Origin of the sequence: Psychrobacter sp. (assembly GCF_030454045.1) — a bacterium.
In the GTDB taxonomy this organism is placed as follows: Bacteria; Pseudomonadota; Gammaproteobacteria; order Pseudomonadales; family Moraxellaceae; genus Psychrobacter.
Genome location: NZ_JAKDJE010000004.1, coordinates 1 through 16,605, shown reverse-complemented (window position 1 = coordinate 16,605; position 16,605 = coordinate 1). Strand labels below are relative to the sequence as shown.

Here is a 16,605-nt window from a genome sequence, read left to right as displayed (position 1 = left end):
TGCCCTTTTTGTTCCATTTTTACCTTTGCTGCGACCACTAATCATAAGACTGACTCATGCGCCTAATTGAACTTCGACTCAAAAACCTCAACTCCCTTAAAGGCGAGTGGCATATTAACTTTGCTGATAGCGCCTTTACCGACGAGGGTATCTTTGCCATCACAGGACAGACTGGCGCTGGCAAGACCACGATTTTGGATGCCATCTGCTTGGCACTCTATGGTGAAACGCCAAGGATTAACAGTATCAGCAAAAGCAACAATGAGGTGATGACGCGGCAAACGGCAGAATGTTTCGCTGAAGTGGTGATTGATTTAGACGGTACACACTATCGCTGCCGCTGGGGCCAACGCCGCGCCTATAACAAAGCGACTGGCAATCTACAAGATGCGACACATGAGATTGCAAAGGTAAACCACACTGCTCCATCAAAAGAGGATGAGCTGCTAGAGAGCACGCTAAAACATACTAAAAATAAAATTATTGAACTGACAAGGATGGATTTTCAGCAGTTTACCCGCTCAATACTACTGGCTCAGGGCAGTTTTTCGGCCTTTTTAAAAGCCAAAGCTGACGAGCGCGCTGATATTTTAGAAAAAATCACGGGTACGGATATTTACGCGATCATCTCAGCGCAGGTGTTTGACAAAAAACGCAGTGAAGAGGCGATACTCAGTCAATTGCAATACGGCCTAGACGGCTTAGCGCTGTTAGATGCCGATGAAGAAAATCAGTTAAAGCGCGCGCTGCAATCTCATCAAGACAGTCACCGCACGCAGCAACAAAGCATTGAAGATTTGGCCAAAAAAATACAATGGTTTGATAGTGTCACAGCATCCAAAGAAAAAATGCGTGTTTATCAACAGGATCTTGAGCAAGCTCAAAAAGCTGAGCAAGACTTTACCCCCGATGCCAAGCGTCTGACGGCGGCCAGTCAGGCATTGGAGGTTGACAGTCAGTTTATCAAACTGACGAATGCGCGTACGCAGCACCAGCAGATGCAAACTGACGCAAAGCAGCTAAATGACCTCTTGCCAAACCAAAAGGCTGCATTGGAACAAGCCAGGGGGTATCTTGACAAGGCCATTGCTAACGTACACATCGCCGATGATGCCTTACAAACCGCGCTACCCACTATTAAAAAAGCCCGAGACTTAGATATTAATATTGCCCAGCAAGACCATACCTTGCGTGAGACGCAACGTCACCATGACACCCTGACGACAGAAATTACTGATGCAAAGACTGCATTAGACGAAAAACTGCAATACCGCAGCAGCAAGCAAGCCCATTTAGATAAGCTCACTAAGCAGCTAGCGAGTACCACGCAGTTGGCGCAATTAGATGGCGACATTGCTAACTTTGACAGCGATTGCCGCCGTCTAAAAGATTTAATACAGCAAAATGCAGCGCTTTCGCAAGACAAGATACGCCAAACACGTGAGCTAGAAGAAGACAAAACCGCATTGGCAGCACAACAACAGCGCCAACAAGCACATGATGATAAAAATAAAGCAGCTCAAGAACGATTAACCGCACTGCAAACCGCTCAAAGTGATCTTATGAAAACTCAGTCGATCACGCAGATGCGTGCGGTGCAAACACAGATAGACAGCACCAGTCAGCAGCTTGAAAAGCTAGGATTTCACAATCAACAACGCCGTGTCTTGAACATGCAAATCACGCAGATTGCACGTCGCATCGAGCAGTTGGATAGTGAGATTAGTGGCTATGATGATATTTTGGTCAGCAAAAAAACCACGCTGAAAGATACGCAAGAAAAACGCCAAGACAAAGCAAACCAGCTGCAACTACAACAAAAAGTCGCCGCGCTAGAGAGTCATATTGCTAATCTGCAAGACGGTCACCCCTGCCCGCTGTGCGGTGCGCTGGAGCATCCATATAGCGAGCAGCACCCACACCTTGTGCCCGATAGCGACAGTGCGGAGCTGGCGGAGTCTATTCGCACGTTGGATGAAGTCATTGCCGAGCTGAATGACAACATTACGGCCCAGCAGATTGAGCAGGCAAGCAAACGAAGTACACTTGAGAATGAAAACAGTCAGCAAGCCGAACGCACGACGCAAATACAGCAGCATGATACCGCCATCACGGAACTGCTGCATGTTGTCAGCCAGCAGATGGAGAGTAAAGACACTGCCGACAGCACGATTATCACCGTGCTACAACCGTTATTGGCGCTGGGCAGTGATAATGACCTCGAGTCAGGGCTTACTGGCAGTATAGATAAGTTAAATCAGTATAAAGCAGACATCACAGATACTTTAAAACGCTATGACAGCTACGCCGAAGAGTTAGCCCGTGTGCGTGAGACATTAGAGGCCGCAGCACAAGATCAGCAAACGCTGACAAATGACATCTCTGAGCAAAAATCTAAGATTACCATCAGTGAAAATACGATAAGCTCGATTCATGGACAGCTTGCCGCAAATTTTGTCGAGCTACAAACACTCATCACTACCATTTTACAATGTATCGCCACGTATGCCGCCAGCAATTATCCGACAGAGGTGCTTAGCACCCTACAGCGTGCGCCCGATAGCTTACAGCCGCTCGCGGACAGCATTGAGCAGCAATCCGTGCTGAGCAATGAAGAGTACGACCATCATCTTGAAGCGCTACGTGAGCAGCGCCGCGCACTGTTACAACTAAAGGATACCTTTACTGAAGATAAAAACCAACAGCAAGCACTACAGACTGACCTTGAGCGCATACAAGCCTATATTGAGAGCAAAGAATCACAGCTGAACAAAGACACTGATGCCCTGAAGCAAATGATACAAACGCTGGATAAGCAAAAAGACGCCTTAACTCAGCTACAAAGCAAACGTGCTCAACTCTTTTCCGCGTCCGACCTCGATGCCGCTGAGCATGCGCTTAGAGACACTTTAGAACAAGCAAAAACCGATCATGCTACGGCTCAAAGACAGCTGGATAACGAGACCTATAATTTGCAGCAGCTCATAAAACAGCAAGAGACCTTAGCCGAGCGTATCAAAGAGGCTGCGCAGACTTTAGAAATACAACAGAATACCTTTCAAAACGCGCTGGCGGGTTCTAATTTTGCTGATGAGGTGGCATTTTTGGCGGCGCGCCTGCCATTTGATGAGCGCAGTCGTCTAAAAGCAATACAGAGTCGTATTGATAATGCTCTACAGCAGGCACAATCGGCGGTTGCGAGCGTTGAGAGAGAGCTTAACAACTTGCAGTCAGCACCACTAACAACAGAGGACAGAGAGACACTTGCCCAGCAGCAACAGCAAGCTCAAGAAGACTTTAATACACGTATTGAGACGATTGGTGCCATCAGTCAACAGCTACGAGACAATGAAGAGAAGAAAAACACCCAGCAAGCACAGATTGATGCCATCAATACTCAAAAAAACAAACTACAAGTATGGCGACAGCTAAATGATTTAATTGGCTCAAGCAGTGGCAAAAAGTACCGCACCTTTGCGCAAGGCTTGACCTTTGACATCATGATTGGTCATGCCAATACGCAACTGCAAAAAATGAGTGATCGCTATTTACTGGTACGTGATGATGACAGTCCACTTGAGCTGAACGTCATTGACAATTATCAAGGTGGCGAGATTCGTAGTACCAAAAATCTCTCAGGCGGTGAAGGCTTTATCATCAGTCTGGCGCTCGCATTAGGCTTGTCACAAATGGCGAGCCAAAATATCCGCGTGGACTCGCTATTTTTGGATGAGGGGTTTGGCACTTTGGATGAGGATTCTTTAGATATCGCGCTAGATACGCTGACCAACTTGCAACAAGAAGGCAAACTGATTGGGGTGATCTCTCATGTACAAGCCCTAAAAGATCGTATTTTGACCCAAATCAAGGTGGAGAAGCTATCAGGTGGATTCAGTCAGATAACGGGGCAAGGTTGCCAAAGAATTGCGAGCTAAAGCCAAAATGTTTGTTATGACCCACACTTTATAGGGCAATAGTAAAAAACCACCGAACATAAAGATCGGTGGTTTTTTATTAAATCAACTTTTTACTAGCGAGATAATCGAGTCGTGATTATTTAGTTACAAGACCACTCAGCTCACTCATTAGTACTGACAACGTTGAGAGACTGATTTGACCTTCTTCATCGTTGCTATGCAGCTCATCTAAATTGTTCATCTCTGCTGTCACGGTTGCAAGCTGATCAACGTGTCTTGCTCTCCATTCACTAAAGGCTTGCTTGGCATCTGGTTTGGATAAGATAGCATCCATCAATAGACGCAAACTACGTGATAGCTCATTGACTAGCGCATGGCGTGCACGGCGATCCCAATAATCTTGCTGCGGTAAAGTTGCAATATTGTCCATCATCCAATCTAACTGCAACACTTGATAAGCCTCAAAGTATAGCGTTGCAATCTCATCAACAGGACGCTCATATTGCTCTGCCAGCAATGCAGCATCAAGCGCATCGACATAGTACGGTAGCATCGCAAATAAGCTTGCATCGTTCTCAGTTAAGTCTTTTTGCATCAAGCGCTTTGTGTCTTCTTGCAAGTATTGAGCAAATTGCTGCTCGATGAAACCACTTGGCTTGGTGAGCTTTTCAACACTGTCACTAAAGCGGCCAATCATATCTGCCACTTGTAAGTTTTGACCAAAGGCATTGATAAACCAGACCACACCGCGCTCAAGCGCATCACGTAGACGCAGCTCAAGATTCAGCAGTAGGGTTGCTTCAACCTGATTGTCTAGCGCTTCAAGCGCTTTCCAGGCGCGCGATACATTGAACACATCACGGCTGATCACATAACCGCGCACGATCGTTGCCAGTGATTGATCGGTTTCTTCAAAGAGACGGAATAACGCTTCAATACCTAAGCGGTTGACCACACTGTTGGTCAAGTATGTACTGATAATCTCACGATGCAAGCGGTGCTCAGTCATCTCGTCAAAAAAGCGTGACGCAAGCTCATCTGGGAAATATTTGCGTAGCTCATTGATGAAGTAGGCATCGTCTGGCAAATCAGAGGCCAGCAGATTGTCATAGACCCACATTTTGCCATAGGCCAAGACCACAGCCAGCTCAGGATTGGTCAAGCCAGTATCTGCTTTTTGACGCTTAGCAATCTCTTCATCTGAAGGTAGGTACTCAATCGCACGATCCAGACGCCCTTCACTCTCTAACATTTGGATAAAGCGCTGATGATCGCTTAGATTGGCTGCGGCGCGAATATGACTCAGCTCAATGGCTTGTGGTTGCAAGTAGTTCTGACGTAGTACCAATTCTGCTACCGTATCGGTCATACTCTCAAGCAATTCATTACGCTGCTTCAGCGTCATATCGCCTTGCTCGACCACTTTGCCAAGTAAGATTTTGATATTGACTTCGTGATCCGAGCAGTTTACACCGCCTGAATTATCGATGGCATCTGTATATATGCGTCCGCCCGTTTGAGCGTATTCGATACGACCTTGCTGGGTTAGACCTAAGTTACCACCCTCACCCACGATAGCTGCGCGCAGCTCATTACCATTGATACGCAGCGAATCATTGGCACGGTCGCCGACATCGGCATGCGTCTCATTCGCACTTTTGACATAAGTACCGATACCACCATTCCAAATCAGATCGACAGGCGCACGTAATAACGCACTAATCAGATCATTAGGAGCAAGTGTGTCCTCGCTGATTTCAAAAAGCGACTTCATCTCTGGACTGATAGCGATGGTTTTGTCTTGGCGTGAGAATATACCGCCACCTTGACTGATTAAGGAGTCGTTATAATCTGCCCATGATGAGCGCGGTAGCTCAAACAAGCGTGCGCGCTCAGCGTACGAGCTGGCCGTATTTGGGTTAGGATCAATAAAGATGTGTAGATGATTAAAGGCAGCAACCAGTTTGGTATGCGTTGAGAGCAGCATACCGTTACCGAACACATCACCACTCATATCACCAATACCGACCACGGTAAAGTCATCACGGTTTTGGATATCCATGCCGCGCATACGGAAGTGACGTTTGACCGACTCCCAGCCGCCGCGTGCGGTGATACCCATCGCTTTGTGGTCATAACCGACCGAACCACCTGAGGCAAAGGCATCATCTAGCCAAAAGTTGTATTCTGCGGCGAGCGCATTGGCGATATCAGAGAACGTCGCTGTGCCTTTATCTGCGGCAACCACTAAGTACGGATCATCTTCATCATGGCGTACAGTGTTGGCTGGCGGGACGATGTTGCCATCTACAATGTTGTCTGTGACGTCAAGCATACCGCGTAAGAACGTTTGATAGCAGGCAATGCCTTCTGCTTGGAACGCCTCACGACCATCAGCCATGCTTTTGGTTTTGACAATGAAGCCGCCCTTAGAGCCGACAGGGACGATGACGGCATTTTTGACCATCTGTGCTTTGACGAGGCCAAGCACTTCTGTACGGAAATCTTCCATACGATCTGACCAGCGCAAACCACCACGAGCGACCTTTCCGCCGCGTAAATGCACCGCTTCAACGCGCGGTGAATAGACAAATATCTCGAACATGGGCTTTGGCTTGGGCAGATTTGGAATGTCTGCTGCCAAGAACTTAAACGACAAACGATCTTTGCGCTCACCTTCATCATCCGTTTGATAGAAGTTGGTACGAACCATGGCATTAATCAGATCCAAGTACCAGCGCAGGATACGATCTTCATCTAGGCTATCCACATCTGCTAGTGCGGCTGTGATCTGCTCTTGGAATTTGGTCGTTTTTTCTTGGCGCGTCTCATCACTATATTCAGGGTTCATGCGCGCATCAAACAAGCTGCCCAATGCCACACTGATATCACTGTTTTTAACGACAGTTTGCTGAATATAAGCACTGGAGAATGGCGCGCGGGCTTGCAACATATAGCGAGACAAAGCACGCAATACGACCACATCATAAGTATCAAGTTTGGTGGTTAAGACAAGCTCATTGAATGAATCGCTTTCAACACGTCCAGCCCAGATCTGCTTGAGGCTGTCTTCAAACTGACCACGTACGACTTGCATATTGACCGTATCGACATGCTCTAGCGTCAGCTCGTACTCTTGCATCCAAATTGGCTGCTCTGGCAAATCAAACTCATAAGTTTGTGCTGAGATAACCGATACACCAAAATTTTCAAGTATCGGCAATACTTTGGACAAAATAACGGGTTGTTCACGGCCATATAGCTTTAGATGCAATTGATTGTTTGCATCGCCAGTTGAGCGGTACAAGTGCCAAAGCATCGGATTCTCTGCGGTCAGTCCCGCCAGACGCTTCGTATCTTCGACAGCGGTACGCGCATCAAAACGCTCTTGGTAAGCTGCAGGAATGTAATCTAAAAAGCGACGAGTCAAAGCGTTGGCTTGTTGTTCGCCCACATTATCGAGTAGCATTTTTTGATAATTGTCATCCCATGATTGCATGAGTGCAGACAATTTGGCTTCTAATGTTGCGATATTGACGTCATTTACCTGACCTGGGATTGTACGAACATGAACGTGTACGCGGGCATGAGCCGATTCATTGAACTCAGTCGTAAATCCTGAAGACAGACCGTTGTAGGCGTCTTTTAAGACATTTTGTACTTTGATGCGTAGCTCAGTGTTGAACTTATCACGCGGAATATAAACCAAGCACGACACAAAACGCTGATAATGATCGATACGACTAAATAGGCGTAAGCTCTTTTTATCCTGTAGCTGACTGATACCTGAAACAATAGGATACAGCTCTTCGACGCTGGCTTGGAATAAGTCATCACGCGGCAAGGTGTTGATCACATGCATCATTTTATGATGCGCATGGCCATCGCGTGGTAAATCTGCCATGGCCATAATCTGGTTGGCTTTTTCGCGTAATAGCGGTATTTGCTGTACGGTCAGCTGATAGGCTTGCGATGTTAATAGACCGATGAAACGATATTCACCAACCAATTTGCCATTATCATCAAACTTATGAATACCCAAAAAGTCCATATATACTGAACGATGTATCGGCGATACACGGCTGGATTTGGATAGCATCAACACACGTGGCTCGGTCAGTAGCTGCTTTAATCCTTTAGGCAGTTGATTGAAGCTCTCTGACAGCTTGTCTTCTTCAGAACCGCGCAACAGACCAAGACCGCTATTACCGATTGCAAATAAATCTAAGTTGGTGGGGTCGCTGACGTCTATCTCATGACCGCCTTCTAAGCGATACTCACGGTAGCCCAAGAAGATAAAGTGGTCATCTAAGATCCAATCTAAAAATGCTTGAATCTCTTGCTGTGAATAAAACACTTCTGGCAATGGTTTTTTAGACAATTCAGCTTTGATCTCATTTAGCTGCGTGCGCATTTGCTTCCAATCACCAACAACAGTGTCTAAGGTATCAATTTTAGACATGAGCATTTGTTGTAATGCTTCCAAGTTTTCATCATCTTGATACGCAATTTCACAATGGATCAAAGACAAATGTGAGGTCGCACTTTCATGAGCGCCTTCAACATAAGTAATATGACCATCATCATCGCGTTTGACACTAACGATAATATTGTAAGTGCGGTGCACATCGATACCTTCCGCTTCAAGACTCATCAAAATCGTATCGACTAAAAATGGTCTGTCATAAGCCACAATCTGAATGACGGTGTGCGAGCTATGAAAATGCTGTTCTTCTGCTAATGGATTCAATACAGCCAGTTGCGGTTTGCTGCAGTCATAGGCTTGTAGTAGCGTAAAATGGTGTAGCGCCATGCCTGCCAAGTCAGCATTGCTAATCTCCGCTGCCGTTTCTTTGTGCAGCGGTTGATAATAGCTATGAATAAAATGATCAAATAGCGATTTGTCTTTTTGTACATAGCTGGTAGCAATATCGCTTATTTGGCTAATGCGCTCTTTTGCGATACTGAGGGAGTTTGGCATTGTCCGTCGTCCTTTTTATAGGTTTGGTTTGTCTATTTATTTGTGTTTATCAATATTAATTACTGTCCTTGCATATAGCACTTGTTAGCGTGTGATGCTGTGACAGTATATCCAATCATGCAACTTATTCTTTTTTTATAACGTCTAAAGATTGTCTCCTTTTTTTCTTATTTTTATGAATATGTGGCTATCAGGATTTAATACTATCAATATAGTGAAGTTTAACGCACATGCGCTGCGAGCTAAAGCATACAACATCATTTCATGAATCAGCGATATGTCGATAACCTTTGCTAATAAGACAATGATGCTGAATGCCCTAATATTCAAGTTTAGGCGCTGGCAAGTGGATACTCATAGTAATCAGCCCTATTTTTTTGTTAGAATATGCCGATATATCTAAGAGCGAGCGACTCGCTCATTATTAACGTTATTGCTAAGGGCAAAAGGTATGATGAATATTTTGGTAATTGGTTCAGGTGGTCGTGAACACGCGCTGGCATGGCAGTGTGCAAAAGATGACAACGTCAAAAACGTTTATGTCGCTCCTGGTAATGCGGGTACTGCCCTTGAACCTAAATGCCAAAATGTGGTCTTAGTACCGACTGATGATGGCGAGCACGATGCTGTCATTACCTTTTGCCAAAACAACGATATCGACATGGTCATTGTTGGGCCAGAAGCCCCTTTGGTGACTGGCATTGTGGATGCGTGCCGTGATGCAGATATCAAAGCATGGGGCCCAACTGCCTACTGTGCGCAGTTAGAAGGCTCAAAAACTTTTGCCAAAGAGTTCATGGAACAAAATAATATTCCAACGGCATCTTATCAAGGATTTACAGATGCTACCGCTGCCAAAGCTTATGTTGATGAGCAAGGCGCACCGATCGTTATCAAAGCCGATGGGCTTGCTGCTGGTAAAGGCGTGATTGTCGCTGAGACGATTGAGCAGGCGCATGACGCAATCGATGACATGCTCGCGGACAACAAATTCGGAGATGCTGGTAGCCGTGTGGTCATCGAGCAGTTCTTAGAAGGTGAAGAGGCCAGCTTTATTTGCATGATTGATGGTGACAACATCTTACCAATGGCAACCAGCCAAGATCACAAGCGTGCTTTTGAAGGGGATACAGGCCCTAACACGGGCGGCATGGGTGCTTACTCACCTGCGCCAGTCGTCACTCAATCAGTACATGACAAAGTGATGTCACAAGTCATTCAGCCAGTCGTCGATGCGATGAAAGACGCAGGACACCCTTATACTGGGTTTTTGTATGCAGGCCTGATGATTGACAAAGCAGGCGATCCTTATGTAATTGAATTCAATTGCCGCTTTGGTGATCCAGAAACGCAGCCTATCTTGATGCGCTTGCAATCATCAATGGTGGACTTGGTTGCACAGGGGTTGGCAGGTCAATTACCAAGTGAAGCAAAATGGGAGACGCGCCCTGCCCTTGGTATTGTGGTTGCATCAAAAGGCTACCCTGAAACATCATCAAAGGGCGATGTCATCGCAGGCTTGCCAGAGCTAGATAATGCTGATAATACCGTTAAAGTATTCCATGCGGGTACAGCGTTCTCTACTGATAATGAAAACGAAATCGTCACTAACGGCGGACGCGTATTGTGTGTGACAGCTTTAGCAGACAGTATTTCTGATGCTCAGCAAGCAGCACTAGCAATCACAGCTGCTATTAGTTTTGATGGTGCTCAGTACCGCCGCGACATCGGTCATCATGCCATTGCGCGTGAAAACGTCTAATAAGTAGCCCTTTATCAAATGAAGCACGTCTTTTACTAGATACGCCTGATTGAGACAGTACTACTAATATCTCATACTATTATTTGACCTAGCATCGCGCTAGGTCTTATTTTTTGCTATTCATTGTTCCTACTGATTTTTAACCAACTGCTCTTACAAAATAAGCCGACCGCGCAGTGATAATGCAGATTTGAGCATGATTTTCAACATTAAATCGGCAAAGCATGATGCAATGAATGCTACTTACAAAGTAACTTACAAACTAACTTACAAACTAACTATCAACAGCCAGCCTGCGCTCATAAACCCTATGCGCTTTATATGATACAATTTTGTACCCGTGCATCACATCTCCCTTGTATTGTAGGTCCCGAACCCACAAATCAATACCAACTGGATGAATGATTATATTTATGGCAAATGATACGTCTAAACCTTCTAGCAAAAAACAATCAATCGATAGTCTAAAAACCTCCGGGTTCGATCGCCGCTTGTCGATTGCCAAAACATCCTTAAACATTGGTCGTCGTTGGGCGGGTAATAGCGTGTCTGGTATGTTTTTAAATAAAGAAGCACGCACCGCACGTAATCAAGCGTTTATGGAAGCTCAAGCCAGTTATCTGGCATCAGAGCTTGGCAAGCTAAAAGGGTCTGTTGTTAAGATTGGTCAAATGCTGGCAATTTATGGTGAGCATATATTGCCACCAGAGATCACTCGTGCTCTACAGACGCTCAATGATGACACAGCAACCTTGACTTGGCCTACCATCGAGCAAACATTGCGCCAGTTGTTAGGCAATAAATTGAATGAGCTTGACGTCGACCCTGTACCTATTGGAACGGCTTCTCTTGCCCAAGTCCATCGGGCGACAGTATTAGCAACTGGTGAACAAGTCGTGTTGAAGATTCAGTATCCGGGGGTGGCCGATGCCATCAATTCTGACTTGGCTCTGTTTAAGCGCTTACTAAAAGTCAGCAATATCGTTCCCCAAACGCGCGCACTGGATACTTGGTTTGAAGAGATACGTGATCTACTCCATCACGAAGTTGACTATGAAGCCGAAGCCGCCACGACAGAGCGTTTTTACGAGCGTTTGAGTCATGATCCTCGTTATGTTGTTCCCAAAATTAATCGGGCTTACTCAAAAAAACGTCTATTGTGCATGTCATATGAACCAGGCATTACTGTCGTTTCTGAAGCATTACAATTACTGTCTCATGAACGCCGTAATGCTATTGGACAAGCTGCTATCGAGATCATGATGCAAGAGATTTTTGTATGGGGTGAGATGCAGACCGATCCTAACTTTGGTAACTATCTGGTTCGAGTCAGTGACAATGGAGATGATATCGATAAGCTGGTGCTTTTAGATTTTGGCGCGATTCGACAGTTCGATAATAACTTATTGACGATTGCACGTGGATTATTAAAAGCAGGATATCACCATGACCATCATGCAATGACACTTGCGATGACAGGTTATGATTTTTTTGACAGCATGAGCAATAAGGTACGTTCTGATATTGCCTCATTGTTCTTATTGGCGACCGAGCCCTTTAGCAACCCGAATATAAATGAAGACATTCCTACTCAGTGTTTAGACGAGCAAAAGCGTTATATTTGGGCAAATAGTGATTTACACTCTCGCTTGTCTGCTGCTGCTACTCGCTCTATGCAGTCTTTTGAATTCAATCTTCCACCAAAAGAATTTATGTTCATAAGCCGTAAGTTTATTGGTGCCTATACGCTTTTGACAGTTCTCGATGCTCATACCAACTCTAATAACTTGGTGAAACCTTACTTATAATTTTGTATCTAGTAAAATTTTTGCCGTCCCTTAGTGAGGGCTTTTTATTTTCTACATTTATTTGCTTAGGCTATTATATTTACGATCGTGGTTGGCATGCCAACTATCAAACCGGGTTTTATACCATTTTGGCTTACAGATATTAAGCTCCCAGCACACCTCTTCCCGAGCCAGATACTTCACTTCAAAGTGCGTACGCTGACTGTCAGTTGGTACTCGATGACGGCTATTTGGCAGGCACCATAGCTTGGCTGCCTGCCGCTCTGCATTGTCCATATATGATTCGATGTTCGTAACCAGTACGATCTCCCCACCCACCTTTAATCGAGACAAGAGAAATTCAAAAAAAGGCATATTGAGCCACTGCTGGTTAGGATTATGTTGCTCAGGATTGGGATAAAGAATAAAAATTTTGGCCGCACTATTGGGTTTGATGGCATATACTATCCAAGCGATGGCATCGGCATGGATCGCATCTAGGTTTGGTAGGTCTTGTTGCTTAGCCAGTTTTGAGAAAGCGTCAAACTTATTGCGAGTACGTTCAATCGCTATCAAATGCTTATCAGGATTTTGCATAGCAAAACTCAGCGCATGCTTGCCCTTCCCTGCGCCAATCTCCAGTATTAGCGGTTTGTCGTCTGTATTTTCGCTGATAATTGTTGGTGTAATAAAATCACGCGGTGCGGAGAGCTTTTGTGGTTGAAAAGCACGCTCTTGTTGATGGGTAAGCTCAATATGGTCTGTCATCTACTATCCTTAAAGCATTTATCTTTTGTCATTATTCTGCCCCATGCTATTATATAGCCAATCTCATCGAATAGTAATATAGCGATAGCCAGCCCTCCCAAATCCATCGTCATTTATATGACGGCCAGTGACTGCTTGGCACCAATAATACTAACAACATCAAGGATACTGTCACCTTTATTATGACTGACTCTACTCCCAACACAGCTCCCAAAACCTACCCTTGCCCGCGCTGCGGCACTCAAACTGCTTGGCAAGACAATAAATATAAGCCATTTTGTAGCAGTCGTTGTAAGCTCATTGATTTGGGCGCGTGGGCAAACGAAGACTATACTCTACCTGCTGAAACCACGCCTTTTTCTGACGAGCTATAACTTACCTCTCTATCCAACTTATTATACCAAGGATGTTTTACATGTCTGCTACTTACCTTATGCCTACTTATAATCGTCAACCCATCAGCTTTACCCGCGGTGCAGGCAGTTGGCTATATACAAAAGACGATACGCCATACTTAGATGCCTTAACTGGCATCGCAGTTTGCGGACTAGGGCACTGCCATCCACAGATAACCGATGCTATTCAGCAGCAGGCATCTACCTTGGTTCATACGAGTAATTTGTTCGGTATCGACTGGCAAGAGCGCGCAGGAGAGGTGTTATGTAACGCCGCCCAAATGGACAGCGTATTTTTTGCCAACAGTGGCGCTGAAGCCAATGAAGCGGCACTAAAGCTTGCTCGCCTATATGCATCGCAGCAAGACTTTGTGCGTCCAAAAGTGATTGTTATGGAGCAATCCTTTCACGGTCGTACATTGCTATCTTTATCAGCCACTGCCAATCCAAAAGCTCGTGAAGGGTTTTATACGCTAGACGATGACTTTATTCGTGTACCATTTGGTGACATTGCTGCCGTTCAGCAGGCTGCACTGGATTATGAAGAGATCTGCGCTATTTTTGTAGAGCCTATTCAAGGAGAAGGTGGTCTCAATACGGCAGATAACGGTTTTACGTATTTAGAGCAACTACAGGCAGAATGTGACGCCCACAACTGGCTATTTATGCTTGATGAGGTGCAAACCGGCAATGGTCGTACTGGCCAGTATTTTGCCTATCAGCATAGCAATGCTCGTCCTGATGTATTAACCACTGCCAAAGGTTTGGGCAATGGATTTCCAGTCGGCGCTTGTATGGTACGTGGCCGTGCCAATGGCTTATTTGGCGCAGGGAGCCATGGCTCTACTTACGGTGGCACACCGTTAGCCAGTCGTGTGGTACATAGTGTGTACGATGTGCTTGCAAATAGCGACATCATGGAAAACGCGGTGACGGAAGGACTATTTATCCGAGAGAGTATAGTCAATGCACTAGGACAGCATGGTGTGAGCAGTCGCGGTGCTGGTATGATGATTGGTATTGCGCTGCCAGAGGATATGGACTGTAGCCAACTGGTAGATCGCGCCCGTGATGAGCAAAACCTCATCATCAATGTGACGGGTGGGCATGTGGTGCGTTTGCTACCCCCGCTCAATATGAGCCGTGATGAGAGCATACAAGTCGCTGATCGCTTGGTCGATCTATTGAGACCTTCATTCTAAAGCCCCTTAAAACTTAGATATAACTAACATAAAAAAAGCCTATGGTTGATGATATCCGTAGGCTTTTTGCTGACTACTTCTTAAAACGATTTGTACTTAGTGTGAGCAGCGATTAGTTGGCATGAAAGTACTTTTTTAATACTTCTAGGCAACGAGTAATTTTAGCTGGCTGTTGATCACGGTTTAAGGTGACAGCATATAATACAAAACTTGGCAATTGATAACCGGTTAGCACCTCTACCAGCTCTCCGCTCTCAAGCTCTTTTTTGATGTCCATTTCCATCATTCTCACCAAGCCATGGCCTTCTTTAGCTAACGTTGTCGCCATAAAAACGTTATTGGTATAGATACGCGAGTTCATTTTCACACGCGTTTTTTTGTTCGTTTCCGTCTTGATCATATCGACTTGATTGGCATCTTTCATGATTTCGATACAAATGAGCTGATGATCAGCCAAATCTTTTGGTGTATTAATCTTAGGATGCTGACGCAGATATTGGGGTGAAGCCACGAGTAACTGGCGCACATCGGTGAGAGGATGGCTACTTAGACTCGAGTCATTAATCGATGGACTCATGCGAATGGCGATGTCGATACGCTCATCAATCATATCGATATAGTGGTTGTCTGCAAGATAGGTCACGCTCAAATCATCGTGTGCCGCCATCCATGTGGAGAGCGCTGGCAATATATGATTCACACCAAGCTCAGGCGTCGTTGATACACGCAAACTACCCGCCAACTCATCTCGCAATTGATTGACTTTGATCCGACCTTGTTCGGCAGCACTGACCACATCTTTTGCAGACTCATAAAAGCTCTCACCAGCTTCCGTTAAGCTGAGCTTACGAGTCGAGCGATGTAATAACACCACACCCAGCTCATTTTCGAGCGAACGAATTTGCTGACTGACTGCACTGGTGGTAATACCAAGCTCGCGAGCAGAACCACTAAAAGAGCCGTGTCCGACCACACTGGCGAACACAGCCATACCGCGTAAATTATCCAACATATTCTCACCTAAACTTCATTTCAGTTTTTAATCTAACTTAACCATTATAACGAATTTTGCTTTATATTATCGTTATTAAATATTTTTCATTTTTTAAGAAAGCAAATTGCTTATTCAATAAAAACAAAAAATATCAAGGCGATAGCACAATATCACCTTGATATTTTATATAAAACCACTGCTAAAACATATCTATATTTTTAAATGAGGTTAATAACAGCTTTTTTTGAAACTTAATATAGCTGTACTTTACCCATTTTTCCTTCACCGCGCTCAGTCAAATATTGCATTACTGGAGTGTGTAGCAATTTCGTCTCAGCAACAGTTTTGGCTTGCTCCAGACGTTTTTGCTGGCGACGCTCTGGTGTTTTGTCATCGCTTTGCATAATACTACTATCAATTTTTAAATCAATCTCTGCACTTGTGAACTGTTGCTGCAGCTTAGCAGCTAACTGCTGGAAAGTCGCTTGTAAATGTCTACTATCAACACTGGTCAAAAACGTGGCTGTGCCATTACATTGACCTACCATCGTACCTTGACGGGCAAGTGCCAACTCATCCTGTGCCAACACTTCTGCCTCACGAGCTGTCTGTAGCCAATAATCCCATTTTTCCGAGTTCCACTCCCCTGTCAACTCTTGAGGTGCGCAGCGTAATAAAGTACGAGGATCTTCATCTAATGGTACTGCTAACTGAGAATCATTTGCGTCAGGCTCAACAATTGGCTCAGGCTCAACAATTGGCTCAGGCTCAACAATTGGCTCAGGCTCAACAATTGGCT

Annotated in this window: 9 protein-coding genes; 6 read left to right on the top strand and 3 right to left on the bottom strand. The window is 45.1% G+C overall.

The genetic code is table 11. The features are described 5' to 3' along the window. Nucleotides 1–56 precede the first annotated feature (56 nt). Nucleotides 57–3,935, top strand: a complete 3,879-nt coding sequence (locus tag L0G63_RS01330) for an AAA family ATPase (RefSeq protein ID WP_301449039.1) — start codon at nucleotides 57–59, stop codon at nucleotides 3,933–3,935. Between the two features lie 118 nt (nucleotides 3,936–4,053). Here the strand turns inward: L0G63_RS01330 and L0G63_RS01325 are convergent, their stop codons facing one another. Then, the gene (locus L0G63_RS01325) at nucleotides 4,054–8,898 is read right to left on the bottom strand and encodes an NAD-glutamate dehydrogenase (protein ID WP_301449038.1); all 4,845 of its coding nucleotides are present in this window, start codon (nucleotides 8,896–8,898) and stop codon (nucleotides 4,054–4,056) included. Nucleotides 8,899–9,352: 454 nt separating this feature from the next. Between L0G63_RS01325 and purD the strand changes: the two genes are divergently transcribed. Beyond that, nucleotides 9,353–10,660, top strand: a complete 1,308-nt coding sequence (gene purD / locus L0G63_RS01320; protein ID WP_301449079.1) for a phosphoribosylamine--glycine ligase — start codon at nucleotides 9,353–9,355, stop codon at nucleotides 10,658–10,660. Nucleotides 10,661–11,073: 413 nt separating this feature from the next. Then, nucleotides 11,074–12,468: an AarF/ABC1/UbiB kinase family protein gene (locus L0G63_RS01315; RefSeq protein ID WP_301449037.1), complete on the top strand. Its 1,395-nt coding sequence runs from the start codon at nucleotides 11,074–11,076 to the stop codon at nucleotides 12,466–12,468. 57 nt (nucleotides 12,469–12,525) lie between these two features. Here L0G63_RS01315 and L0G63_RS01310 read toward each other — a convergent pair whose 3' ends face one another. Continuing rightward, on the bottom strand, nucleotides 12,526–13,215 hold the full coding sequence (locus L0G63_RS01310) for a DUF938 domain-containing protein (protein WP_301449036.1): 690 nt from the start codon (nucleotides 13,213–13,215) through the stop codon (nucleotides 12,526–12,528). A gap of 182 nt (nucleotides 13,216–13,397) precedes the next feature. Here L0G63_RS01310 and L0G63_RS01305 point away from each other — a divergent pair, with 182 nt between their 5' ends. Together L0G63_RS01305 and L0G63_RS01300 are read left to right on the top strand one after the other, a co-directional pair. Continuing rightward, entirely contained in the window at nucleotides 13,398–13,589 is a 192-nt protein-coding gene (locus L0G63_RS01305) for a DNA gyrase inhibitor YacG (RefSeq protein ID WP_301449035.1), read from the top strand. A gap of 41 nt (nucleotides 13,590–13,630) precedes the next feature. Then, on the top strand, nucleotides 13,631–14,812 hold the full coding sequence (locus L0G63_RS01300) for an aspartate aminotransferase family protein (protein ID WP_301449034.1): 1,182 nt from the start codon (nucleotides 13,631–13,633) through the stop codon (nucleotides 14,810–14,812). Nucleotides 14,813–14,924: 112 nt separating this feature from the next. Here the strand turns inward: L0G63_RS01300 and L0G63_RS01295 are convergent, their stop codons facing one another. Next, nucleotides 14,925–15,824 carry a LysR family transcriptional regulator gene (locus tag L0G63_RS01295; protein ID WP_301449033.1) on the bottom strand — a complete coding sequence of 300 codons (900 nt, stop codon included), beginning with the start codon at nucleotides 15,822–15,824 and terminating at the stop codon, nucleotides 14,925–14,927. Nucleotides 15,825–16,544: 720 nt separating this feature from the next. On the opposite strand from L0G63_RS01295, the gene L0G63_RS13665 reads away from it, so the two are divergent. Then, on the top strand, nucleotides 16,545–16,605 hold a 61-nt coding region (locus tag L0G63_RS13665; RefSeq protein WP_367618347.1), incomplete at its 3' end, for a hypothetical protein.

Excerpts from the sequence above, each read along its gene's own strand:
- L0G63_RS01315 (WP_301449037.1), top strand. The coding sequence starts at position 11,074 with ATGGCAAATGATACGTCTAAACCTTCTAGCAAAAAACAATCAATCGAT.
- L0G63_RS01300 (WP_301449034.1), top strand. The coding sequence starts at position 13,631 with ATGTCTGCTACTTACCTTATGCCTACTTATAATCGTCAACCCATCAGC.
- L0G63_RS01330 (WP_301449039.1), top strand. The coding sequence starts at position 57 with ATGCGCCTAATTGAACTTCGACTCAAAAACCTCAACTCCCTTAAAGGC.
- L0G63_RS01310 (WP_301449036.1), bottom strand. The coding sequence starts at position 13,215 with ATGACAGACCATATTGAGCTTACCCATCAACAAGAGCGTGCTTTTCAA.
- purD (WP_301449079.1), top strand. The coding sequence starts at position 9,353 with ATGAATATTTTGGTAATTGGTTCAGGTGGTCGTGAACACGCGCTGGCA.
- L0G63_RS01325 (WP_301449038.1), bottom strand. The coding sequence starts at position 8,898 with ATGCCAAACTCCCTCAGTATCGCAAAAGAGCGCATTAGCCAAATAAGC.
- L0G63_RS01305 (WP_301449035.1), top strand. The coding sequence starts at position 13,398 with ATGACTGACTCTACTCCCAACACAGCTCCCAAAACCTACCCTTGCCCG.
- L0G63_RS01295 (WP_301449033.1), bottom strand. The coding sequence starts at position 15,824 with ATGTTGGATAATTTACGCGGTATGGCTGTGTTCGCCAGTGTGGTCGGA.